Source organism: uncultured Serinicoccus sp., assembly GCF_947487915.1.
GTDB lineage: Bacteria > Actinomycetota > Actinomycetes > Actinomycetales > Dermatophilaceae > Ornithinicoccus.
The window spans coordinates 326,063-349,726 of sequence record NZ_CANKYH010000001.1; the positions used below are offsets into that span (position 1 = coordinate 326,063).

Sequence of the window (23,664 nt, forward strand, 5' to 3'; positions counted from 1 at the left end):
GCTCACCCCCGGCGGGTCACGCTGGTGCGGTAGCGCCGACACTCTCCCCCGCTGCTACCCCTGGTCGAAGGCGGCGTCGAAGGAGGACGTGGAGGGCGGGAAGTCGAGGGCGCGCAGGTAGTCCAGCGCCTCCTTGGCCCCGTGCAGCCGGTCCATCCCGGCGTCCTCCCACTCCACCGAGATCGGCCCGGCGTAGCCGGCCCCGGCCAGCGCCCGGAAGCAGTCCTCCCAGGGCACGTCGCCGCGGCCGGTGGACACGAAGTCCCACCCGCGACGCTGGTCGCCCCAGGGCAGGTGCGAGCCGAGCCGCCCGTTGCGGCCGTTGCCGACCCGCATCCGGGTGTCCTTGCAGTCCACGTGGTAGATCCGGTCGGCGAAGTCGGTGATGAAGGCGACCGGGTCGATGTCCTGCCACATCATGTGGCTGGGGTCCCAGTTGAGGCCGAAGGCCTCCCGGTGCCCGATCGCCTCGAGCGTGCGCACGGTGCTCCAGTAGTCGTAGGCGATCTCGCTCGGGTGCACCTCGTGCGCGAAGCGGACCCCGCACTCGTCGAAGACGTCGAGGATGGGGTTCCACCGGTCGGCGAAGTCCTGGTAGCCCGCCTGGATCCGGTCGGCGGGCACCGGCGGAAACATCGCGACGTACTGCCAGATCGAGGAGCCGGTGAAACCGACCACGGTGTCCACCCCCATGCGCTGCGCCAGCCGGGCGGTGAGCTGGAGCTCCTCGGCCGCGCGCTGCCGCACCCCCTCGGGGTCGCCGTCGCCCCACACCTTCGCGCCGACGATGGAGCGGTGCCGCTCGTCGATGGGGTCGTCGCAGACGGCCTGACCCTTGAGGTGGTTGGAGATCGCCCACACCCCGAGCCCGTGGCGGCGCAGGATCTCCAGCCGCCCCTCGACATACTCCTCGTCGTCCCAGCGCCAGGCGTCCAGGTGCTCGCCGGACACGGCGATCTCCAGGCCGTCGTAACCCCAGCCGGCCGCCAGCCCGGCGACCTCCTCGAGGGTGAGGTCGGCCCACTGGCCGGTGAAGAGGGTGAACCTGCGTGCCATGTGCGTCTCCTTCGCTCGCGTGCTCAGCGTGTCAGGCAGGGAGGTCGACGGGTATGCCGCCGCGCCCGCTGCTCGTCTCGATCGCCTCGAGCACCCGCTGGACCGCGAGACCGTCGGCGAAGCTGGGGTGGATCTGCTCGCCGGTGGCGATGGCGCGCAGGAAGTCCGCGGCCTGGCTGGTGAACGTGCTGTCCCAGCCGAGGACGTGCCCGGCCGGCCACCAGGCGCCGAGGTAGGGGTGCTCGGGCTCGGTGACGAGAACCGTCTCCGCTCCCCCGTTGGCGCCGGTCACCACCAGCTCGTTGAGCCGCTCCAGGTCGAAGCGCAGCGACCCGGTCGAGCCGTAGACCTCGATCTGCAGCGCGTTCTTGCGGCCGGTGGCCATCCGGCTCACCTCGAGGCTGGCCACCGCCCCCGACGAGGTATGCAGCGTGGCCCAGGCGGCGTCGTCGACGTCCACCTGCTCGCGGTGGTCGCCGTCGGCAGATGGCCGCTCGGGGACGAAGGTCCGCAGCTGGCCGGTGGCGCGGGTGACCTCCGTGCCGAGCAGGAAGCGCAGCTGGTCGACGGCGTGCGAGCCGAGGTCGCCGAGCACCCCCGTCCCGGCGGTGTCCTTGCGCAGCCGCCAGCTCATGGGTGCCTGGTCGTCGGCGAGCCAGTCCTGCAGGTAGGACAGCCGCACCTGGCGCACCTGCCCGACCCGCCCCTGCTCGATGAGGTCGCGGGCGAGCGCGAGGGCGGGCACCCGGCGGTAGTTGTGGCCCAGCATCGACCGGCCGGCGCCGGGCGCGCGGGACGCCTCGACGAGCCGCTCGCAGTCGGCCACGGAGTTGGCCAGGGGCTTCTCCACGAGCACGTGCTTGCCGGCGGCGAGCGCCGCCAGCGCGACCTCGGCGTGGAGGTGGCCGGGGGTGCACACGTCGACGATGTCCACGTCGTCGCGCTGCAGGACCTCGCGCCAGTCGGTGGCGACGTCGGCCCATCCCAGCTGCTCCGCGGCCGCGCCCACCCGGGCCCGGTCCCGGCCCACGAGGGTCTGCATGCGCACCTGAGGCAGGTCGTCGTAGAAGGCGTTGACGTTGCGCCAGGCGTTGGAGTGGGCCTGCCCCATGAAGGAGTATCCGACGACGGCGACACCGAGGGTCGCTGAGGGGTCGGGTGCCGCGGGCGGCTCCGCGGCGGCCGACGACTGCGGCGCGGCCGAGGGCGCCGGCGCGCCGGTGGGCTGCGGCGACGCCGCCCGGTCGACGGTCGCCGTGGTGGCGCCGGTGCGGCTGCGGTCAGGCATGGTGCTCCCCCTGGGTGAGGCGGCGGAGGAAGGCGAGGCCGTCGGCGGCCAGGTCGTCCTGGGTCGGCGCCAGCGGCCGCCAGATCGAGGCGGCGGTGGCGATGGTGTCGTTGTCGGCGGTGAAGGACTCGATGACCAACGGTCCGGCGTAGCCGACGTCGGTGAGCGCGTCGAGCACCGCGGGCCAGTCGGTCTGGTCGCCGCCGGGGGCGCCGCGGTCGTTGCCGCAGACCTGGACGTGCACGAGGTGGTCGCCGGCGCGACGGACCGCGTCGGCGCTGGAGCGCTCCTCGATGTTGAGGTGATAGGTGTCGAGCGCCAGCCCGAGGTGCGCGCCGAGCCGGCCGTCGAGCAGCTCGCCGAGACCCTCGAGCGCCTGGTCGACGGTGTTGACGAGGGAGGTCTCGTAGCGGTTGAGCGGCTCGATGCCGATCCGCACCCCGGCGGAGGCGGCGTGCTCGAGCACGGGGGCGAGGTGGTCCCGCCACTGCGCGTAGGCGTCCTGGCGCTGCTGCGGCGAGAGACGCCATACCCTCCCCGTCGCGGCGTAGAACGGCCCGCAGACGGCGGCGGCGCCGATGCCCTCGGCGAGGTCGACGCAGGCCCTGAGGTAGTCCTGGGTGGACCTCACCGTGGCGGCGTCGGCCTCCACGAGGTCGCGCCCGGGGGCCATCGCCCCCACCACGCACGGGGTCAGCCCGGTGTCGGCGAGCGCGGCCCGGGTCGCGGCGACGGTGAGGTCACCGGGCTGCTCCAGCGGCAGCTCGACCGCATCGAAGCCGAGGTCGGCGACGTGGCCGAGCAGGCCCCGGGCCTGGGCGTCGCGCAGCGGCGACGCCCAGACCCAGGTGTTGACGCCGATCATCACGGGATGATCCGCTCCTGCCAGACGTCGGGGTAGCCGGGCAGGTCCTCGCCACCGAACTTGGCGTAGTGCCCGTCGGGCATGCCGTCGTTGGCCTCGAGGTACTCGGCGCGCTCGTCCTCGGTGATCGGCTCCTGCGGGAGCACCCACTCGGTGGGCACCTCCTCGCCGGCAAAGATCTGCTCCACCGCGAGCAGCGGGGTGCGCCACTGGAAGTTGGAGTAGACGGGGGCCAGTCCGGTGAGCTCGGTGTCCTGCCACTTGCGCAGGAAGCTCATCTCGTCCTCGCCGGTCATCACCGGGTAGTCCTGGCCGGCGTCCTCGAACGCCTCGATGGCCGCGACGGCGCCGTCACCGGCGTCCATCCAGACGCCCTGGACCTCGCCGGTGGCCAGCTCGTCGGCGAGGATGTTCTTGATCTCCGTGGGGTCGGCGCCGGTGAAGTAGTCGACCGCCTCGATGCCGTTCTCCTCGAAGATCTGCTCAGCGGCCGCCCAGCGGTGCTCGAGCACGTCGACGCCGGGCAGGATGCGCAGCGCGACGACCTTGTCGCCCTCCTCGAGGTTCTCGGAGAGGAACTCGGCGGTGTCGATGCCCCAGGCATACCCGCCGATGGGGTGGATGAAGGTGGTCGGGCAGTCGGTCTCGACCCCGCGGTCGAAGACGACGACCGGCAGGCCGGTGTCGCAGGCCCGCTCCACGGCCGGCGTGAGCGCGGCGGTGGAGTTGGGCGAGATGACGAAGGCGTCGCAGTTGCCCTCGCTGATGAAGTAGTCGATGTCGGCGATCTGGGTGTTGTCGTCGGCCTGCGCGTCCCGGGTCTCCATCTCGGAGATGACGCCGTCCTCCTGCAGCACCTCGAGCTGCTGGTTCATGGTGATCCAGCCGGTCTGCCGCCAGGGGTTGTCGATGCTGGCGTTGGAGAAGCAGACCTTCATGGCGCCGTCCGAGGCGTACTCGGAGGTGTCGGTCATGTCGCCGTCGATGTACTGGAGCCACGGCGTCTCCGGGTCGCCCTCGAAGGTGGCCGAGCGCTGCTCGAACTGCTCGTCGTACTCTCCCTGGTCGAACCACTCGTCGTCGCTGCCGGCGTCGGCCTCCTCACCTCCGTCCTCAGACCCCTCGTCCTCGGCGCCTTCGGCGCCCTCCTCGGCGCTCTCGGTGGCCGGCTCGTCGAGGGACTCGTCGGTGGAACAAGCCGCCAGCATCGCCAGCGCGCTCAGGGCCGCGACGCTGCGGCCGATCGTCGTCCTGCGCATGGATCTCTCCCTTTAGGTGGTGCCCGGGTCGGGCGGGGTGGTGGGTGTGGTCCCGGTCTGCCGTGGCTCGGCTCCGGGGGTGATCGGTTCGGCGCTGCGTCGTCGGCGCCCGCCCTGCCAGGCACGGGCGCCGATCGCGACGGCGACGATGATGATGACGCCCTGCACGGTGTCCCTCCACGTGGAGGCGACCCCGACGAAGTTCAGCAGCGTGAAGAGCAGCTCGAGGGCGAAGGCGCCGGCCGCGGCGGAGAGCACCCAGCCGCGCCCGCCGCCGAGCACGACACCGCCGACGACCACCGCGGTGATCGCGGTGAACTCGTAGCCCTGGCCGACGGAGGGGTGCACCCCGGCATACCCGACGAGGATGATGCCGGCGACGGTCGCGGCGAGGGAGGACAGGATGAACGCGCGGGTCTTGAGCCACCAGGTGGCCGAGCCGGACAGGTGCACGGCCTGCGGGTTGTCCCCGACGGCGACCAGGGTGCGGCCGAAGGGGCGGCGCATGAGCCAGAAGGCCGCGATCGCGAGGACCAGCAGGATGATCGCCGGGTAGGGGATGACGTCGAGGATCGGTACGTCCTGGATGCCGCCGCGGCCGATCTGCCGGAAGGAGTCGACCGGGTTGCCGGTGGCGGCGCCGCCGGTGAGATAGAGCACCAGGCCGGAGAGCGCGAGCATCGTGCCGAGGGTGACGATGAAGCTGGGGACCTTGAGCAGCGTCGTCGCGAGCCCGTTGACGACCCCGACGAGTGCGCCGAGGGCGAACATCAGGAGCATGACGGGCAGGATGCGGCTCTCGTCCTGGCCGATGAAGTTGCCGGCGAGGACCACCTGCATGGTCACGACCGAGCCCATCGACAGGTCGAACTCGCCGGAGACGATGACGAAGTACTGACCCATCGCGGCGATGGCGATCGGGGCGGTCCGGCCGATGAAGCGGACGAGCGAGCCGGGCTCGCCGAAGTTGGGGTTGGCGGCGATCACGCAGACGAGCAGGACGGCGACGAGGACGAAGACCGCGCCACCGGGGGTGCGCAGCGCTCGACCGAGCCGCCCGGCGGTCCCGCCCTCGCTCATCGGCAGCGTCGTGCCCCGGGTCGTGGTCGCGTCGGCGGTGGTCACGCGGCACCTCCTGCGGTGGTGGGGGCGGGGGTATGCCGTGCCGCCCGCGAGCGGTCGAAGCGGGCCGGGCGCAGGTCGGCGTTGCGGCGGGCGTAGACCGCGACCGCCAGCACGATGACCAGGCCGCGGACGACGTCCTGCAGGAAGGCGTTGAGCTGCATGACCCCCATGATGTTGTCCATCACGGCGAAGATCGCGACGCCGCCGAGGGTGCCGAGGATGTTGCCCTTGCCGCCGGCGAGGACGGTGCCGCCGAGCACGACGGCGGCGATGGACATGAGGTCGTAGCCGCCCTGGGTGCCGATGGTGGGGCTGCCGACCGAGAGCCGGGCCAGGAGGAGCAGCCCGGCCATGCCCGCGAGCACCGAGCACAGGACGTGCGCGAGCACGATGGGCGGCTGGGTGCGGACCCCGGAGAGGCGGGCGACGTCCTTGCTGCCGCCGACGGCATACAGGTGGTGGCCGATGCGGGTGCGGCGCAGCAGCAGGATCACCAGCACGGCGCAGCCGAGCATGATGAGCGTCGACAGCGGGACCGGGCCGATGTTGAGGGCGCCGATGAGACGGAAGTCGCGGGGCGCCGAGCCGGCCGAGCCCTTGTAGTTGGTGCCGAGGTAGCCGGCGAGGATGAGGCCCATGCCGAGGCTGGCGATGAAGCCGTGGACGTGCAGGTAGGCGACCACCAGGCCGTTGACCAGGCCGATGAGGGCGGCCACCCCGAGGGCGGTGACCACGGCCAGGGGGATGTTGCCGGTCTGACCGGCCATCGTGACGCCGCCGAGGAGGCTGGCGAGGCTGGCGACGTAGGGCACCGACAGGTCGAGGCTGCCGGCGAGGATGACGAGGGTCTGGCCGATGGCGATGAAGCCGAGGATGCTCGTGCCGGTGAGGATCGCAGAGATGTTGCCGGAGCTGAAGAAGTTGCGGCCTGCCGCGGCGGTGATGACGGCGCCGAGGACGAGGACCAGCACGAGGACGAGGTAGACGATGCCGGTGCTCGTGAGGCGGGTGGGCCGCAGGCGGGCGAGGGCGTTCACGCGACGACCTCCTCGTGCTCGTCGGCGCCGGTCGCGAGCGCGAGGACGTCCTCCTCGGCGGCGCCGCGGGGCAGCTCGCCGGCGAGGCGGCCGTCGCGCATGACGAGGATGCGGTCGGACATGCCGATGACCTCGGGCAGCTCGCTGGAGACCATGAGGACGCCGACGCCGTCGGCGGCCAGGCCGCGCATGAGCTCGTAGATCGCGTGCTTGGCACCGACGTCGATGCCGCGGGTGGGCTCGTCCATGAGCATGACGCGGGGGTTGACCGACAGCCAGCGGGCCAGGACGACCTTCTGCTGGTTGCCGCCGGAGAGGAACTGCACCTCCTGGTCCAGCGAGCGGGCGGCGACCTCGAGGGAGGACAGGACCCCCGGCATACCGGAGCGGGCCTCCCCGGTGCGACCGGGGAAGACGGAGCGGACCACGCCGAGGGCGTTGTCGAGGACGGACTGGCTGAGCGCGAGGCCCTTGGCCTTGCGGTCCTCGGTGATGAGGGCCAGTCCGCGGCGGATCGCCTGGCGGGGCGAGCCGATCGTCGTGGTCTCGCCGTCGAGGGTGAGGGTGCCGCGGGTGAGCGGGGTGACGCCGAAGACCGACTCGACGAGCTCGGTGCGGCCCGAGCCCTGCAGCCCGGCCAGGCCGACGATCTCACCGGCGCGCAGCGTGAGGTCGATCCCGTCGACATACCCGTTGCCGGAGCCGGAGAGGGTGAGCAGCGGCTCGCCGACCTCGGTGCCGGGGGTGGGCTCGGGGAAGAAGGCGGACATCTCGCGGCCGACCATGAGGCGCACGAGGGCGCCCTCGTCGAGCTCGCCGGCCGGCTGCGTGGTGACCTGCTGGCCGTCCTTGAGGACGGTGATGGTGTCGCAGAGGTCGAAGATCTCCTTGAGCCGGTGGGAGACATAGAGGATCGCGACGTCGCGGTCGAGGAGGCGGCGGATGATGGCGTAGAGCAGCTCGACCTCGTGGTCGGCGAGCGCGGCGGTCGGCTCGTCCATCGAGATGATGCGCGAGTCGTAGCTGACCGCCTTGGCGATCTCGACGATCTGCTGCTCGGCGACCGACAGGGAGCGCACGGTGCGGTCCGGGTCGAGGCCGGTGACGCCGAGGCCGTCGAGCAGCTCGGTGGTGTCCCGGCGCATGGCGGCGGTGTCGACGAGCGGCCCCCTGCGCGGCTCGCGGCCGAGGTAGATGTTCTCCGCCACCGTGCGGTCCGGGAGGAGGTTGAACTCCTGGAAGACCGTGGACAGTCCGGCCTGCTGGGCCTGGATCGGGTGGGAGAAGTGCGTGGTCTCGCCGCCGATCTCGACGGTGCCCTCGTCGGGCTGGTGCACGCCGGCGAGGACCTTCATCAGGGTGGACTTGCCGGCGCCGTTCTCCCCCACGAGGCCGTGGACCTGGCCCGGGTGCAGCTCGAGGGTCACGTCCTCGAGGACGGCGTTGCCGAAGAAGCGCTTGGTCAGCCCGGTGGCACGCAGGACGGGCTGCGCCGGGGTGCTGGCCGTCGGTGCGACGGCGTCGTTGGACGTCACGCTCAGGACTATGGCACGACTCGAGCACTTTTGTCGAGAGTCGGGCAAAAGTTGCCTGTTGAGCGTGTCGAAGTCCCGTGGTTCACTTCCGTGGTGCGCACCAGCGATGTCTTCGAGCTGCTGAGGGACGGTCGACCCCGGACCCGGGCGCAGCTCGCCGAGGAGACGGGTATGGCGCGCAGCACCGTCGCGGCGCGGGTGGACGTGCTGCTGCGGATGGGGCTCGTGGCGCCGGTGGGTGGGGGGCGATCGACCGGCGGGCGACCCCCCGCGCTCATCGCGATGAACCCCGCCGCGCGGGTCGTCGCGGGCGTGGACGTCGGCGCGACGCACGCCGTGGCGGCCTTGACCGACCTGGGCGGGACGGTGCTCGGCGAGCGACGCGCCGCCCTCGACGTGGCCGACGGGCCGGACGTGGTGCTGGGCTGGGTGACGGGGGCGATCGGTGAGCTGCTGGCGGAGACGCGGCGGCCGGCCACCGATCTCGCGGCGGTGGGGATCGGGCTGCCGGGGCCCGTGCAACATTCCAGCGGGCGACCGATCAACCCGCCGATCATGCCCGGGTGGGACCGGTATGACGTGCCCGCCCACCTGCAGCGGACCTACCCCGTGCCGGTCCTCGTCGACAACGACGTCAACATCATGGCGCTCGGCGAGCAGGGCACCTTCCTGCCCGACGTCGCCGACCTCATCTTCGTCAAGGTGGCGACCGGCATCGGCGCCGGGATCATCTCGGGCTCACGGCTGCAGCGGGGGGCGCAGGGCACCGCCGGCGACCTCGGCCACGTGCGGGTCAGCTCGGGCGACGGCGTCATCTGCCGGTGCGGCAACGAGGGATGCCTCGAGGCGATCGCGGCAGGGCCGGCGCTGGCGGAGGCGTTGGCTGCCGGCGGCTTGGCGGTGGACTCGACCGCGGGGGTGGTCGAGCTGGTCCGGGCCGGCGACAAGGCGGCGGTGCAGGAAGTGCGTCGGGCCGGCCGGGACATCGGCGAGGTGCTCGCCACCATGGTCAACCTCATGAACCCCTCGGCCGTCGTCATCGGCGGGCGCCTGTCAGAAGCGGGTGAGCACCTGCTCGCCGGGATCCGGGAGATCGTCTATCAGCGGTCCCTGCCGTTGGCGACCGAGCACCTGCGGATCGTGGCCTCCAAAGCGGGGGCACAGGCGGGTGTGCTCGGGGCTGCCACCATGGCGGTCGAGCACGTGCTCTCTCCCGAGGCGATCGAGGCCGCCAGCGTCGGAGTCTCCTAGGACGCAGCATTATCGTCACGCCACTTCTCTGATTTTGAATCCTCAGCACCTCGAGACGGCGGTGCAGAAGCTTGCTCCCCTGTCCGGGGCAACCCCTTCCTTTCGCGCCATCAGTCCTCCGATCTGACAGAGTTGGTCTCCTCAGAGCACCCCTTCCAGAGGAGGAAGATTGGAAACTGCACCGATCCTTACGTGGACGCTGATCTCGGAGTGCCCCATCCCCGGTGACGTCCAACAGCTGTTGACCCCTGGCGAAGAGGCGGTGGCGGCCTACAAGACGTTCCGAGACGCAGCCATCTTCACGACGAAGAGACTCATAGTCCGCGACGCTCAAGGCATCACCGGCAAGAAGGTGGAAATGTACTCGCTCCCCTACTCCTCCATCCACATGTGGTCTTCTGAGAACGCCGGCATGCTCGACAATAACGCCGAGATGGAGCTGTGGACCCGCGCCGGCCACGTCAAGGTGAGCCTGCGCAAGGGCATCGACGTCCGCCGGCTCGACTCACTCATTGCGCACTATGTCCTCTAAGCGAGCATCGGAGAACACGGCACACCTCGAACTCGGAGAACGCCTTGAGAGCAAGGGCAAGACGCTTCGCGTCTCCCAACTCGACATCGACAGCGTCGTCTCCATGCGCCCAGTCCTGATCCGTGTCGCAGAAGAAGGCACCACCATCACCTATGGCGTCCTCAAGACCAAGGCCGCTCTACCTCACATGCCGACAGGAATGGGCCGCTTGCTCGACCTCACCAAGGTGGAGTGCGAGCGCCGCGGTGATCCCGACCTGGCCGCGCTGGTCGTGAACGCCCAGACGCGCGAAGTGGGCGACATGTACGGCACCGGAGCCGAGGGTGAGCGCCATCAGGTCTATGAGCACTGGTCGCGTCCATGAGCTGAGCGACGTCCGTCGGGCCCCTACCCCGCCGCCACGGTCGCGGCCGCGAAGAGGTCGGCCGGCATGGGCTGCGCAAGCTTCCACGTCACAGCGATCGGGCGCTCACCCCGATGGGAAACGTAGGTGGCAGGGCCGAGGTAGACGTAGGGGCTCGTTCCAAAATCGTCCTTCTGCTCCTCCCGGACGAAAAGCAGGACCGTACTCGTGCCGTTCAGGTAGCGCTGGCCGGTCTTGGACCGCTCGGTCGTCGTCGACTGACTCTCCCAATGAAAGAGCTGCTGGCTGATCGGGTAGTCGCGGTACATCGTGGTCGGTGAGAAGCGCTCCTCCGTCTTGCGCAGGGTGATGAAGAACGCGTCGACGTTGAGCTCAGGGACGAAGAGCACACCCTCGCGGAACGAGTTGGGCTTGCGGTTCAGCGAGGCGTAGCCGAGCGCCGCGAGCACTTCCTCCCGCTGGTAGCGGGCGTGCACCCGGAGGGGCACCTGCGCCAGCGGGCCAGGAGTGGGCGCCACCGGTCGCTCCGCTTCGTCGAAGGCGACCTCGATCACTGCCTGCATCTCTTCGACGAGGTCCGGAACCTGGACCAGCTCACTGAGGCCCGCGCGCACGGAGCTATGCCCCCCACCGTCCGGCCACAGCGTGAAGAAGAGCATCTCCGCAAGGCGTTCCTCCACCGGCGTCAAACCCGTTGTATCCGGGTCGGCCAACACAGCTTCATACCCTTGGCGCCGGACGGGGTCGTCCACGTGGGCGAGCGCTCGAACGCGCTTTGCGAGCGTGACCTCCACCTGGCTGGGCGAGCTCTGTAGATGCCCCGCATCTCGACGGAGCCTGGTCCACGATTTCTGTCCCCGCCGCAGGATGTCGGAGAGCGAGTAGCCGGAGTCGTCGATGAAAGTCCGCAGCGAGGTGTCCTTCCCGCTGGCCCGGAGTTGGTTGACGAGATGCGTCCACCGCGCGCTGAGTTGAGTCTTCAGACTGGTGAGAACGGTCTCTTGAGCGCGGCGGTCGAGGACGATCTGACACCCACTGGGCAGGTAAGGGAAGCCGTCTTCAAGGTCCTGGGTCAGACGCCGTCGGGGCCTCCCGGTCAATGCCGCGAGCTTGGCGTCGAACCGAAACTCCTTGCGTTGGTTGCCGACGAAGTCTAGAACCGTCAGGACGGGCTTATCGGGGCGTTGCCGCAGGCCCCGGCCCAGCTGCTGCAGGAAGACCGTGGCGCTCTCGGTGGGGCGCAGAAACAGCAAGGTGTCGACATCAGGCAGATCGACGCCCTCGTTGAAGAGGTCGGCGGCGAACAGGATATTGAGGCGACCAGTTCGCAGGTCGCTGAGGGCCGCCTCACGCTCTCCTCTCGGAGTGGTGCCACTCACTGACTGTGCTGGGATTCCTGCCTCGGTGAACACCTGGGCCATGTAGGCGGCGTGCTGAACACCGACGCAGAATCCGAGCGCACGCATACCGTGGACATCGAGGACCTTGTCGCCCAACTCCCGCAGGATGATGCGGGCCCGCGCCTCGTTGCCGGTGTAGAGCTGGCTGAGTTGCTCTTCGTCGTAGGCGCCTCTGACCCAGCTGATGTCACTGAGGTCAGTGCCATCCGAAGCCATGAAATAGTGGAACGGACAGAGGATGCCGGCCTGTAGCGCCTCCCATAGACGCAGCTCGGCAGCGGTGCGCCCGTCGAAGTAGGCACGGACGTCGAAGCCGTCGGTGCGCTCGGGGGTGGCGGTCAGCGCCAGGAGCTCACGTGGCTGCAGATGGCTGAGGATGCCCTGGTAGCTCTTCGCGGCGGCGTGGTGGAACTCATCGACGACGACGACCTCGAAATGGCTCGGATCGAGATTTCCCACGCCATAGGAGTTCAGCGACTGAATGCTAGCGAAGACGTGCTGCCAGCGCTCAGGTCGCGCGCCATCGACGTAGAGCTCACCGAAGGAAGCATCCGCCAGCACCTCCTGGTAGGCGCGTCGCGACTGCTCCAGGATCTCCTTGCGATGAGCCACGAAGAGAAGCGTGGGATAGCGCTTGGTGGAAGGGTCGGCGAACCGGCGGTAGTCCAACGCGGCGATGAGCGTCTTTCCTGTGCCTGTCGCCGCGACAACGAGGTTGCGGTGTCTCCCGTGCAGTTGTCGCTCCGCCTCGAGCGCATCAAGGATGTGTTGTTGGTACGCGTAGGGCCGCACGTCGAGGCCGGACAACGTCCTCCCTGTGTCGGGGCGAACCCTTCCACCCGCAACTGCCAGCGCATCATCGAGGCGGTCTCGGTCTGCCACGTCGCTCGGGTAGTAGGGCACGAAGCTCGGGTCGTTCCAATAGGTCTCGAACGTGCCCGAGAACTTTTCGAGGAGGTGAGGTGTCGCCACTCGGGACAGACGCACGTTCCACTCGAGCCCATCGAGAAGGGCACTACGGGAGAGGTTTGACGAGCCGACGTACGCCGTGTCGTAACCGGTCTTGCGGTGGAACATCCAGGCCTTGGCGTGCAGCCGTGTCTTGGCTTCGTCAAAGTGGATGCGGACCTCCGCGCCGAAGTCCTGAACGAGGCGGTCCACGGCACGGCGTTCGGTCGCGCCCATGTAGGTCGTCGTGATGACTCGCAGCTGAGCTCCGCGGTCTCTGAGTGCTCGTAGGTCTTCCTCGATCACCCGAAGGCCGTGCCACTTCACAAAGGCGCACAGCAGGTCCACCTGATCGGCGGACCCGAGCTCGGCCCGGATCTCGGCACCGAGGCTTGGCTCCCCTTTGACATTGGTCAGGAGGGCGGCATTGCTGAGAGGTGTAGAGGGGCGGGGAGGCTCGGGCTTGTCCCCGGGCGCCCGCACACTCACGAGATGCCGAACCGGCGGATGAACCGTCCGCTCGCTCATTAGGTCGTCGACGACACGATTGACCAGATCGACCCGCGCATCTTCACGAACGCCGCGCAGCACGTCCCGAATGACGTCGGCCACGTGACGGGCAAGCACTTCCGGCTGTTCCGCGTCCTCAACTGGCTGCATCTGGGTGACGCGCCCAGGCTTGTCCCGAAGCTCGTCTGCAAGGAGACACGTCACCAGACGCTCGTAGATCCCCTCCTGCATTGGCCCAGCTTGCCAGACGCGACGACCCTGAGCCGTGAGGCTCAGACTGCCGCTTCAAGAGGCGCCGGCCTCTACACCAGCGCGAACGACAGCTGGCGCCGACACGGCCCAGAGCCCCATGAGCTCCAATGCTGGTGTACGGGCTGGCACGACCGCTCCCCACAGCTCAATAGGCCATCGTGAGCAGCGTCATTTCGCCCAGAATGATGCGTGAGGCTGCGCGAGGACCTAACACGCGTGCCGATGCGTGAGAACCCCCTGTTGCTGGTGGCAAGGGTGTCTGACGAGGTTATGGCCGCGACTTCGGACTTCGGCGGAGGCCGCGGGCGTGATGATGCGGACGGTACTGCTTTCGGGGTGGGGTCTTAGGGCCGTGCCCCCGGGTGCTTCCTCGGCGTGTTGCTGGGGCCCTCCACCCGGGGGAGTCGGTCGGGCTACGGGCGCCGAACATGCAGGTCGCGTTGGTCGGTGGCCGCGGGTGAGCCGTTGACGGCTGGCCAGTTTGGTCGCGACCCTTCATCGGGCAGGACCCAGCATCCGCGGGAGGTGTGCGTCCACGAGGCCCAGGAGCTGAGCACCTGGCGGCTCGCCCGGTGTCCTGCTCAATGGGGTGGCGTAACCTTGGGAGGGACCGCAAATGGTGCGTGCCCGCTGCCCGGGGCGGTACCCCCGAGCAGCGAGCCACGACCTGATCGCCGATCAGCAGTCGTGCCACATGTGGATCATGATGACGGCGATGGCCTGGGCGGCCTGGAGCGCAACGCGCACCCAACCCAGACGTCCAGGCCCTTGCTGCGGGGGGCTCGGCCCCTGCCTCTGCTCAGTGCTCATCGGACGGGTTCCTCCTCTCGACTCTCGATGCACCGCGTCCTCGCGGTGGGTCGAATCCAAGTAGAGGTGCCCTTGGCCGGCCAATCAAGTACCATGGAGGCGCGGGCAAACCGGCCAGGTCAGACCAATAGCACGAAGACCTCGTTAGAGATTATCTGGCCAGTTCACCCGTTCAGATTTGATCGACACGATTGGTGCGGAAATGGCCTCGATCGCGCTCATCGACTTCAGTCGAGCGCCCACGGCGAAGGAACGCAAGGCACTCAAAGGCCGCCTCCGCCGGCTTCGCGCGGAGCACTTCGACGAGCACCTCGACACCCTGACCGAGAAGCTGATCAGCTTCGAGCGGCCGGGGGGGCCGCTGCGGCAGTCCGGGTTGCGCATCCGGACCCAGTTCTCCTCGCTCGCGGTCCCGATCACCGGCGACAGCTCCGACCGGAAAGCCCCCCCACGGGCAGTGCGTCCCCCGGCGACGAGGGTGGCCTCCGGCCAGAGTTCCGCCCTCCGGCTCGAGCTGACGGCGCTGGCTCTCGCGCAGCTGCACCGCAGGCCCGGCGCCAAGGCTCACCTGTTCGAGCTCGGCATCCCCATCACCGGCAGCACCAACGAGACCGGATGGGCAGACCTCGTGGCCGCGCAGCCAATCGACACCAACAACCACGGCCTGTTAGTCACCTCCAGAGACAAGCGCGCACGGACCGTCCGCAGCTCCCTCACCACCCTCGACCACGCCGGCCTCGTGACCGTCCCCGGCTCCACTCGTCAGCTGAACCGGTTCGAGAACTTCGCTCTCCTCAACGAGATCGGCACCGACGTCTTGGGCGAGCGTCAGGAGTACACCGTCCCGACGAATTACGAGAACCAGTACACGATGCCGCCGGGCTTCATCCTCAACCACTGGCTGCACCTTTTGGAAGACTCAGAGATCACGGTCCTACTGATGGCCGCGTGCGGCCGCGGCGCATGGACCGGGGACGGCCTCTACGCTTTCCCGGGCGTCGTGCGACTGCTGAACTACGGGATCCACCGCGACCCTTACTCGAGGGCCCGCAAGACGCTGGAGTGGCTGGGGCTGCTCAGAGTTGACGAGGTCAGGCGGCACTCGGACGGCCGCGCAGAGGACGACGTCCGGTATCTGCACCGCATCGGTCTCGTGCCGGAGGCGTTCAACCAGCCGGCGCTCCCGAGGATGCGGAAGATGATCAAGGAGCAGCTCGGGCGCTGAGCGCCCCCGTTTCCGGGCGGTGTTGCGATGTGGCGCGTGAGCCGGCACCGGCCGGCTGGAATGATGCGACTGTGCCCAACGACGTCCCCGCGCATGCCGCTAGATTGATGTATCGCATCCAGAGCAGTCCGATTCGGACCGGCTGGCACTGGCTCAGGTATAACTTCACTCCAGGCTCGAACGGCTTCAGGGCCGTGGGCAGGGAGACCGTCCTAGCTCTGGCACAGGTCGACGTAGTAATGCCGGGGTTCGCCGACGAGCAGCTCTCCCGCCTTGAGGCGATGGGCGGTCCCGAGAAGAGCAAAACGCACTACGCCCAGATCGTGTCTTGGTACGCCGAGTTACTCGTAATCCTGCAACTCGCTGAGCATCCGTGGCCCGAGCCCGCCAGATTTCTGATGGAGCCAACAGCCGGTGACTCCAAGTACAACCCTGAGGTCATGATCGAGCTGGATGGAGTCGGTAGCCTTGGAGTCGAGGTGAAGGCGCCCGATTTGCTCGAGCACTCGAACACACGAACCACGAATCCCTGGCAGTTGGCCGGGCGGACGGACATCACCCCGGCGAGCCTGGGGAGCGCCGTAACCCTCCCACGCGACAACCCCGTGAAGGACTTCCTCGTCCATGCGGACAAGAAGTTCGCTGGCTTCAGAGCCGCCGACCCCAACTTCCGTTCAATCCTTGTGATCGTCTGGGACGACTTCATCAATGAACCGGTCACCGCCCTGCTGTCGCCGTCCTCTGGGCTGCTCACAAGAAACTCGTTCCACCGCCAAGATGACAAGGCGATCGAGTACCCGAACATCGACGCGATTCTGCTCCTTCGTCACCAGCACCAGATCGTCGAAGCTCTCGCCGGTAGGGCACTGGTCGATGACCCATCGCACATCTTGGACTTTGGTCGACGGGACCACTTCCCGCCGCATGCGCTGATCAAGAACCCGACCGGAGAGGGTCTCCCAGCCGAGTTCCTCGACTGTCTTGAAGCCGTCCCGATCGAGGCACTGAGCGCTGCCGCGGAGTACAACCCCGGCGAAGTAATCATGTGGAACTAACGTCGGGCTCTTCGCGCATGTGTCGATCGGGAGCCGCGATCACCTTGTTGGCTGGTGTTCCGAGGAGCGATGCATCATATCGCCGAGTTCCGCCCAGAAGTAGCTATCTCTTCTCTGTCTGCCTAGGTGTGGCAGTGGCCCGTGGCCCCGGAGGGCCCAAATCGGGCCGGCCGTCCAACCTTCGTGGGACCTGGCTCGGGTCTCGTCAATGCCCAGCACCCGGGTCGGCTGCGGTTCGGGGAACCACGCGGTCGCCGCGGCGATGAGCGCCTTGTGCGCGGTGTGCCAGGACACACCGTGCTCGGCGGCGACGTAGAAACCGCCCGCTTCGACCGGGCAATCGCTGCAGCGAGCTTGGCGCGCAACTGGGAACTGAGCCTGGCTCGGGCCGGGATCTGGGTGGGCTGCTGCGTGCACGTCGCCCGAGGGCACTGAATCTGCTGGCAGACCAGGCGCCGCTTGCGCCACCACAGATCCAGGGTCTGACCGCTGACCTTCGAATCCTTCAGCGCGATGATCGGACGGTCCTAGACCCTGTGAGTGAGGGCCCCGCACCCAGGGCAGGCGCCCTCGCTCGTCCTGACCTCGATGAGGGCTCTTCCCAGTTGCGGTGGGGTAGGGGCATGACGCGCCGAGCGGGGCGGTTGCCGGGTTGAGGGGGTCGAGGTCCTCAAGATCGGAAGCGACCAAGCATTCCGAGAACCTCGAGGACCTCGACGATGGACCACCCTACGTTGTGCTGTCGTGCCCAGGGCCGGGCCAGCGACTACTGCACCAACTGCGACCTGCTCGTCGGGCTGGCGAGCTATCACGTGGTCGGCGTCGAGCGTGGCCCGGACGGGCTCGTCGTGCGGGTGGAGTCCCCGTGGGGGCCGGTCGGGTGCCCGGACTGCGGGGTGCGCGCGTCCTCGCGGGGCCGGCGCGAGCACCGGTTGGTCGACATCCCGGCCTTCGGTGTCCCGGTGCGGCTGGTGTGGGTGAAGCGGACGTGGGCCTGCCGTGAGGCGGCGTGTCCGCGGCGCTCGTTCACCGAGGTCGACGACACCCTGGCACCGCCGCGCTCGACGTGGACGACCCGGGCCCGGTCCTGGGCGGTCGGGCAGCTGCGGCGCGAGCACGCGACCGTGCACGGTCTGGCCCGCCAGCTGGGGCTGGGGTGGGACACCGTCTGGTCCGGGATCGAGCCGATCCTGACCGTGGCCGCCGCGGACGAGACCAGGTTTGCCGGCGTGGCCAGCCTGGGGGTGGACGAGCACGTGTGGCACCACGTGTCCACCAAGGCACCGGAGGACGGGGGCCGGGGCCTGAACGAGCTCACCGGCATGGTGGACCTGACCACCGACGAGAACGGCCAGGTCAGGGCACGTCTGCTGGACCTGGTCCCGGGCCGCTCCAAGAAGGCCTACGCCGACTGGCTCACCCAGCGGGGCGAGGACTTCACCGCCGGCGTCAAGGTCGCCACCCTCGACCCGTTCCACGGGTACAAGGCCGCGATCGACGACGAGCTCGCCGACGCGACCGCGGTCCTGGACGTCTTCCACGTCGTCGCCCTGGGCACCAATTGCGGGCTCTTCACAATCGAGGGTGTAGTCGTGGTCTGAATCCGCCGGCTTCCAGGAGTGCTCGGGCGATGTAGTGCGTGAGGTTGCGGAACCCTAGGGCCAGACCGCGGAGGTGTTCTAGTCGTCCGTTGACGGCTTCGGTGGGTCCGTTGCTGGTGCGGGGTCGCTCGAAGTAGGCCAGGACGTCGCAGGCGCGGCGGGCCAGGGTGCGGCCGAGCTTGCGCAGCTCGGCCAGCGGCGCGGGTACACCGTCGGTGAGGGCGTCGATGACCGAGCGCATCTCGATGCGGGCAGCGGACCGGTCGGCGTCGCGATAGGCGGAGATCATCCGCTGGTAGATGCCCCAGGTGACCTCGACCTGCACGTGCTGCTCGTTTGCGAACAGTCTGTCGAGGCGCTGCTGCTGACGTTCGGTGAGCAGGTCGGCGCCGGTGTGCAGCGTCCGCCGCGCGGAGTACAGCGGGTCGCCCTTGCGGCCGCGGTGACCGTGCAGGTCCTGCTGGACCCGGCGACGGCACTCGTTCAGCGCCTCACCAGCCAGACGGACTACGTGGAAGGGGTCCATCACCGGCACCGCGCCGGGTAGCTCCTCGGTGGTGGCGGTCTTGAAGCCGGCGAAGCCGTCCATGGCAACGACTTCGATGCCCCTCCGCCAGGCCTGGTCACGGTCGGCGAGCCAGTCCTTGAACGCCTTCTTGGAGCGTCCGTCGAGCATGGCGAGCAGCCGGGAGGGGCCGGTGCCGTCGCGGACCGGGGTGAGGTCAAGGATCACGGTGACGTACTTGCCGCCCTTCCTGGTGTGCCGCCAGACGTGCTCGTCGACCCCGACGACGCGGACCTCGTCGAGACGACCCGGGTGGTCGATGAGCAGGCGTTGTCCTTCGGCGAGGACCGCGTTGTTGGCGGTGTTCCAGGAGACCCCGAGCCCTTCAGCGACGCGGGCCATGGACAGGTGGCCGACCACGATCCCGACCAGGCCCCAGCGGAGCCCGGCGCGAGAGATCTTGGCCCGTGGCTGCGCCGCGGCGGTGGTGTCCTGGCGCCACACGTGCCCGCACTCGGCGCACCGGTAGCGACGCACGGTGACCACCAGGGTCGTCGGGCGCCACCCGAACGGCTCGTGCGCCAGCTTCCGCGTGACGGTGTCGCGCGGGGCGCCCTGGCAGCCGCACCGGTGGCACCAGTCGTCCGGCTCCACGACCCGGCAGGCCAGCACCGCCCGGTCGGGCTCGAGCAGCTGGCCGGTGACTTCCAGGCCGAGGCCGTCCAGGCCGGTGAAGGTGGTCAGGTCAGGGCGCGTGAAGGTAGCGTCGAGCACGTCGAGGTCTTTCGGGTGGCTGGCGTAGGAACCTCCATCATCGGAAGACCTCGACACCTACCCCCGGACCGACGCGCCCGCCCCCCTTACACCCTCATCTGTGAAGAGCCCAATTGCGTCGACGAGGTCAGACGCCGGGTGCAGCAGGCCACCACCGGGCACCGCGGCCGCAAGGGCGACCCGCTCTACGGGATCCAGACCATCCTGCGCGCCGGGGAGGAGAACCTCACCGCCAAGCAGCGCGCTCGGATCGAGCGGGCGATCGCCGCCCGCGCCGAGCACGAGGTGGTCGATTTGGCATGGCAGTGCGCCCAGCAGCTGCGCGCCGCGTACAAGCAGGTCGACAAGACTGCGGGACGCGCGATCGCCGAGCGCATCGTCGCGACCTTCCCCTCCTGCCCGATCCCCGAGATCGCGCGCCTCGGCCGGACCCTGCGGAAGTGGAAAGAGGCCTTCCTGGCCTACTTCGACACCGGCGCCACGAACGGCGGCACCGAGGCGATCAACGGCCCGATCGAGTTGCATCGCCGACTCGCCCGAGGCTCCAAGAACCGGTCCAACTACAGGCTCCGCATGCTCCTCATTGGCGGAGGACTCAACCTATGACCCCCACCGCAACCGGGAAGAGCCTCGATGAGCGCTGTCACCCGCCCCGGGTGAATCCGCTCGATCAGCAGGGCGGTGGACTCGTCCTCCAGGCCCAGAAGTCCTGCCGTACCGTCATCCATGCTCGTGGCCTCGTCGCTGTCGGTGGTGAGAGACCAACAGCACGTCGGGGCCACGAGCCCGATCACCTACCGGGCGCCCCGCTCAACTAAAAAGAGCCAAATCAGGTCGTCGACTTCGTCGCTAAGGCGAGCACAAGAACCTTTATCGCCAATTTGTTTGCCGAAACTCCGGACCGCTTTGTGCAAGTAGAAGAAAATCCTTTCGGTGTTCATGTGGAGCGCTAATTATGCTGCGAATGACGAACGCTGTCCAGCGCTAGAGGAGAAGACCTACTACTACGGAGATCACAGCGGAGAAGAAGCAACCCACCATGAAAATCAGCCAATCCCTGCGCCTGTCTGACCGACCCCTCAGATCAAGGTCTTCCCGAATCAGATTGGCAAATATCTCGGCTGCTTTTGGGTCGGCATCCTGCAGTGCGGAAACGCGCTGCTTCAGCTTCGCCTCTTCATCCGACAATTCTTTCAAAGAATTTTGCAGATGCTGGATCCGCCGCTGTCGCTCGCGCGCCTCGCTCTCGATCTCCTCAATCAAAGCCGTTGCGTCACCTCCAGCTCGCGCCAGGCGCAGCAATGCACTATCTAGCTCCGCGCCTCTGTCTGGTCGTTGACTAGCTTGATGCTTGTCGGTTCCCCGCGTAGGCGGCTCAGTCCCAAAAAGCGCGCGGTAGAACGATTCAGATATCAACGTGACAGCGTCAAGGAACACCCGGCCGATGGGGCCGTAGGCATCAAAGATGACCTTCCCCACGGTCCTCGAGACTTCGATAATCATATTGGCCACGCCACATCGTATCAGCGGTCGTCAACGCGGGCTTGCATATGCAAGTGCGTCCTTCATAAGCAAGTTCAGCCAAGGCTGAGCTGTGGCAGAACTTCTACCCGAGAGAGGGGCGCGCGAGATGGCACGTGCAGTCGAGCTGGGGTCCGACGTCGCCGGTAAAGACGTTAACGGGCTCTTCGTCTTTGAGGGTGGGGTCATAGGTTCAGGCCCCCGATGAGGAGCATGCGGAGGCGGTAGTTCTCGAAGTTGGTCAGTCCTCGGGCGATCCGTCGGTGGAGCTCGATGAGGCCGTTGATGGCCTCGGTGCCGCCGTTGGTGGCGTCGGTGTCGAAGTAGGCCAGGAACGCTTCCTTCCACGTGCGCAGTGTCCGGCCGAGGCGGGCGATCTCGGGGATCGGGCAGGAGGGGAACGAGGCGACGATGCGCTCGGCGATCTTGCGGCCCTCTGCCTTGTCGGCGTGCTTGTACGCGGCGCGCAGCTGCTGGGCGCACCGCCAGGTCAGGTCGACGACCTCGTGCTCGGGGCGGGCGGCGAACGCCCGCTCGATCTGGGCGCGCTGCTTGTCGGTCAGGTTCTCAGCGCCGGCGCGCAGGATGGTCTGAATCCCGTACAGCGGGTCGCCTTTGCGGCCGCGGTGGCCGGTGTGTCCTGTTGCACCCGCCGGCGCACCTCGTCCACGCACTTCGTGCCCAGGGCGACGACGTGGAAGGCGTCCAGGACCGCGGTGGCGTCGGCGAGCTCATCGTCGATGGCGCTCTTGTACCCCTGGAACGGGTCCAGGGTGGCCACGTCGACACCGTTGGTGAACTCCTGCCCGCGGGCCTCGAGCCAGTCGGCGTAGGCGGCTCACCCCACCCTCAAAGACGAAGAGCCCGTTAACGAGGCTGACTCTGTCAAGAAGTTGGTTTGCTCCCAGCCAAGCGTGGACGAGCCCAAGCAACTGGACATCCTCCTCGGAGAGGTGGACAGCCTCAGCCCTGCGGACAACCTCGTGGTGATCTAGGTCGGCAGCAACGGCAACCGTCGAGACATCGTCGTCACGCGCGCGGACTTCAAAAAGCTGGTCCCCGACGACGTAGTCAAGAACGCACCCGGCGCCCGAGGCCGCGGGAAGGGCTTCAGCATCAAGTAACACGAGCAGGTGATCGCGCACCTACCCCGCACGGGCTTGTGGCTCTCAATCGCCCGCTAGTGTCACCACTTCGCACTCACACTTGCGGGCCATTCCAATGTGTGAGGATGCGTCGCATGGATGATGAGGTAACTAAGCCGCCGTCATGGGCGGACAGACCTAGCTTCGTGCGTGACGTACTCGTGCAGGCGGCGGGCACTCTTCTAGCGGCCAGCGTGGCGTGGCTGTGGGCCATAGCGGCCGGATACGTGAGCAAGCCCGAGGGCCAGCGAACCGTTGTCATCGGGGTCATGACTCTTCCGCCGCTCATCGCCTTGTCTGGTGGCTTGATAATTGCCGGCGGCCTGCGGAGGTTGCCCTCCTTGGCCAGGTACGTCTTATTTGCAATGTTTTTCTTTGGGGCAATGGCGACGTTCGGGGTGTACGTCTTTGTGGTCATGGACTGGTTCTGAGCCATAGTGCCCGCCCTGTTCCCTAGGATCCAGAGATAGTGGACAAGCCAGCTGAGTGTGCTGCACGCACGGTGACAGGTGCGTCTCACCGCCGCGACCGGACACTGGGCCTGGGGTCGGCGTAGCGTCGTGGGAGTCGACAGCCTCGTCGGGCTGGCGGCGGGCACCGACTTGGCCCGGACCCAGGTCGCCGCAGGAGGCGACCATGTCCACCACGACCAGCTCCACGGCGGCACTGCCGTTCCAACCGTCCTCGATGAGCCCCGCACAGCTTGCGGCTGTCTCGTTCTTGGCCCGCTACTCCGGAGCCACCCACGCCTTGTACCGGACCCAACTGGGCCGCTGGTTCGCCTGGTGCGAGGGCAACGGGCTAAATCCTCTGGTCGGGATCCAGCGGGCCCATGTGGAGCTCTACATCCGGGAGCTTGGAGAAGCGGGCTTGGCGGACTCCTCTGTGAACACGATGATGCACGCCGTCCGGGGCTATTTCCGGTTCGCGCACATCGACGGCATCATCGCGGCCGACCCGGCCGTGTATGCCCGGCTTCCGAAGGTCCACCGGGACGAGTCCCGCACCCAGGGCTTGGACCGTTTGGAGCTGATCCGCTTCCTCCAGGTCGCCCAGACGATCACCGTCCACCACGGCGCGCTGGCCTACCTGCTAGGGATCAACGCGCTGCGCGCCTCTGAGGCCGCAGCCGTTCGCATCGAGGACTACACCGGCGTGCTGCGGGGCCACCGGGTGCTGCACCTGGTCGGCAAGGGCAACAAGCCGGCCACGATGCCGCTGACGGTCCCCGTGCTGCGGGTCCTGGAGGCCTGCCGCGGTGAGCGCACCACCGGGCGACTAGTGCTGCGCCCGGTCTCTGGGAGACCGATCGACCGTCGTGACGTCTACCGGATGGTGCAGCGCATCGCGAAGACCGCGCGGATCCCCCGGCACATCAGCCCCCACTCGCTACGCCACGCCGCCATCACGAACGCCCTAGACGCCGGCGTGCCACTGCGCGACGTCCAGATCCTCGCCCGTCATGCTGATCCCAGGACCACCGAGCACTACGACCGGGCCCGCGGCAACCTCGACCGCCACGGCGTCCACTTCCTCACCGCCTACGTCGCCGGCGTCTGAACCTGTCCGTTGCCCACGGCTGGCGTCAGTTCCGCCCAGTATTGGC

General features: G+C 68.2%; 18 protein-coding genes and 2 pseudogenes. 9 read left to right on the forward strand and 11 right to left on the reverse strand.

From position 1 onward, the window contains the following. Positions 1–54 precede the first annotated feature (54 nt). Genes Q0795_RS01335 through Q0795_RS01365 form a run of 7 tightly spaced genes read right to left on the reverse strand, consistent with a single transcriptional unit; the run spans position 55 to position 8,165 of the window. Positions 55–1,056, reverse strand: a complete 1,002-nt coding sequence (locus Q0795_RS01335; RefSeq protein ID WP_298885580.1) for a sugar phosphate isomerase/epimerase — start codon at positions 1,054–1,056, stop codon at positions 55–57. A gap of 31 nt (positions 1,057–1,087) precedes the next feature. Then, positions 1,088–2,344, reverse strand: coding sequence for a Gfo/Idh/MocA family oxidoreductase (locus tag Q0795_RS01340; protein ID WP_298885581.1), 1,257 nt, complete (start codon positions 2,342–2,344; stop codon positions 1,088–1,090). Continuing rightward, positions 2,337–3,209 carry a sugar phosphate isomerase/epimerase gene (locus Q0795_RS01345; RefSeq protein ID WP_298885583.1) on the reverse strand — a complete coding sequence of 291 codons (873 nt, stop codon included), beginning with the start codon at positions 3,207–3,209 and terminating at the stop codon, positions 2,337–2,339. Before Q0795_RS01345 ends, Q0795_RS01340 begins: the two co-directional genes overlap by 8 nt. Then, positions 3,209–4,468 carry a substrate-binding domain-containing protein gene (locus tag Q0795_RS01350; protein ID WP_298885585.1) on the reverse strand — a complete coding sequence of 420 codons (1,260 nt, stop codon included), beginning with the start codon at positions 4,466–4,468 and terminating at the stop codon, positions 3,209–3,211. Before Q0795_RS01350 ends, Q0795_RS01345 begins: the two co-directional genes overlap by 1 nt. Before the next feature lie 12 nt (positions 4,469–4,480). Further along, complete coding sequence (locus Q0795_RS01355; protein ID WP_298885775.1) at positions 4,481–5,548, reverse strand: ABC transporter permease; 1,068 nt, start codon at positions 5,546–5,548, stop codon at positions 4,481–4,483. Between the two features lie 41 nt (positions 5,549–5,589). After that, entirely contained in the window at positions 5,590–6,630 is a 1,041-nt protein-coding gene (locus Q0795_RS01360; RefSeq protein ID WP_298885588.1) for an ABC transporter permease, read from the reverse strand. Beyond that, positions 6,627–8,165, reverse strand: coding sequence for a sugar ABC transporter ATP-binding protein (locus tag Q0795_RS01365; RefSeq protein ID WP_298885590.1), 1,539 nt, complete (start codon positions 8,163–8,165; stop codon positions 6,627–6,629). Before Q0795_RS01365 ends, Q0795_RS01360 begins: the two co-directional genes overlap by 4 nt. Positions 8,166–8,258: 93 nt before the next feature. Between Q0795_RS01365 and Q0795_RS01370 the strand changes: the two genes are divergently transcribed. From Q0795_RS01370 to Q0795_RS01380, 3 genes are all read left to right on the forward strand, one after another. After that, positions 8,259–9,416: an ROK family transcriptional regulator gene (locus tag Q0795_RS01370; RefSeq protein ID WP_366942440.1), complete on the forward strand. Its 1,158-nt coding sequence runs from the start codon at positions 8,259–8,261 to the stop codon at positions 9,414–9,416. 169 nt (positions 9,417–9,585) lie between these two features. Next, entirely contained in the window at positions 9,586–9,948 is a 363-nt protein-coding gene (locus Q0795_RS01375; protein WP_298885594.1) for a PH domain-containing protein, read from the forward strand. Then, the gene (locus Q0795_RS01380) at positions 9,938–10,312 is read left to right on the forward strand and encodes a hypothetical protein (protein WP_298885596.1); all 375 of its coding nucleotides are present in this window, start codon (positions 9,938–9,940) and stop codon (positions 10,310–10,312) included. Before Q0795_RS01375 ends, Q0795_RS01380 begins: the two co-directional genes overlap by 11 nt. Positions 10,313–10,335: 23 nt before the next feature. On the opposite strand, the gene Q0795_RS01385 is transcribed toward Q0795_RS01380, so the two are convergent. Next, positions 10,336–13,401 (reverse strand): DUF3427 domain-containing protein, encoded by a 3,066-nt coding sequence (locus Q0795_RS01385; RefSeq protein ID WP_298885598.1) that lies wholly within the window; start codon positions 13,399–13,401, stop codon positions 10,336–10,338. 1,033 nt (positions 13,402–14,434) lie between these two features. On the opposite strand from Q0795_RS01385, the gene Q0795_RS01390 reads away from it, so the two are divergent. From Q0795_RS01390 to Q0795_RS01400, 3 genes are all read left to right on the forward strand, one after another. Further along, positions 14,435–15,457, forward strand: coding sequence for a hypothetical protein (locus tag Q0795_RS01390; protein WP_298885600.1), 1,023 nt, complete (start codon positions 14,435–14,437; stop codon positions 15,455–15,457). Between the two features lie 71 nt (positions 15,458–15,528). Then, positions 15,529–16,512 (forward strand): hypothetical protein, encoded by a 984-nt coding sequence (locus Q0795_RS01395; protein WP_298885602.1) that lies wholly within the window; start codon positions 15,529–15,531, stop codon positions 16,510–16,512. 719 nt (positions 16,513–17,231) lie between these two features. Then, positions 17,232–18,113, forward strand: coding sequence for a transposase (locus Q0795_RS01400; protein ID WP_366942441.1), 882 nt, complete (start codon positions 17,232–17,234; stop codon positions 18,111–18,113). On the opposite strand, the gene Q0795_RS01405 is transcribed toward Q0795_RS01400, so the two are convergent. Continuing rightward, complete coding sequence (locus tag Q0795_RS01405) at positions 18,085–19,392, reverse strand: ISL3 family transposase (RefSeq protein WP_298885604.1); 1,308 nt, start codon at positions 19,390–19,392, stop codon at positions 18,085–18,087. The genes Q0795_RS01400 and Q0795_RS01405 overlap by 29 nt on opposite strands. A gap of 117 nt (positions 19,393–19,509) precedes the next feature. Between Q0795_RS01405 and Q0795_RS01410 the strand changes: the two are divergent. After that, positions 19,510–19,998 (forward strand): annotated as a pseudogene (locus tag Q0795_RS01410) (transposase); the annotation flags it as partial. 378 nt (positions 19,999–20,376) lie between these two features. On the opposite strand, the gene Q0795_RS01415 reads toward Q0795_RS01410, so the two are convergent. Then, complete coding sequence (locus Q0795_RS01415) at positions 20,377–20,904, reverse strand: hypothetical protein (protein ID WP_298885606.1); 528 nt, start codon at positions 20,902–20,904, stop codon at positions 20,377–20,379. Between the two features lie 194 nt (positions 20,905–21,098). After that, positions 21,099–21,748, reverse strand: a pseudogene (locus Q0795_RS01420) (transposase); the annotation flags it as partial. 405 nt (positions 21,749–22,153) lie between these two features. Between Q0795_RS01420 and Q0795_RS01425 the strand changes: the two are divergent. Both Q0795_RS01425 and Q0795_RS01430 read left to right on the forward strand, forming a co-directional pair. Beyond that, complete coding sequence (locus tag Q0795_RS01425; RefSeq protein ID WP_298885608.1) at positions 22,154–22,489, forward strand: hypothetical protein; 336 nt, start codon at positions 22,154–22,156, stop codon at positions 22,487–22,489. A 205-nt stretch (positions 22,490–22,694) separates the two neighbouring features. Next, on the forward strand, positions 22,695–23,618 hold the full coding sequence (locus Q0795_RS01430; protein WP_298885610.1) for a tyrosine-type recombinase/integrase: 924 nt from the start codon (positions 22,695–22,697) through the stop codon (positions 23,616–23,618). The last annotated feature ends 46 nt before the right edge of the window (positions 23,619–23,664 follow it).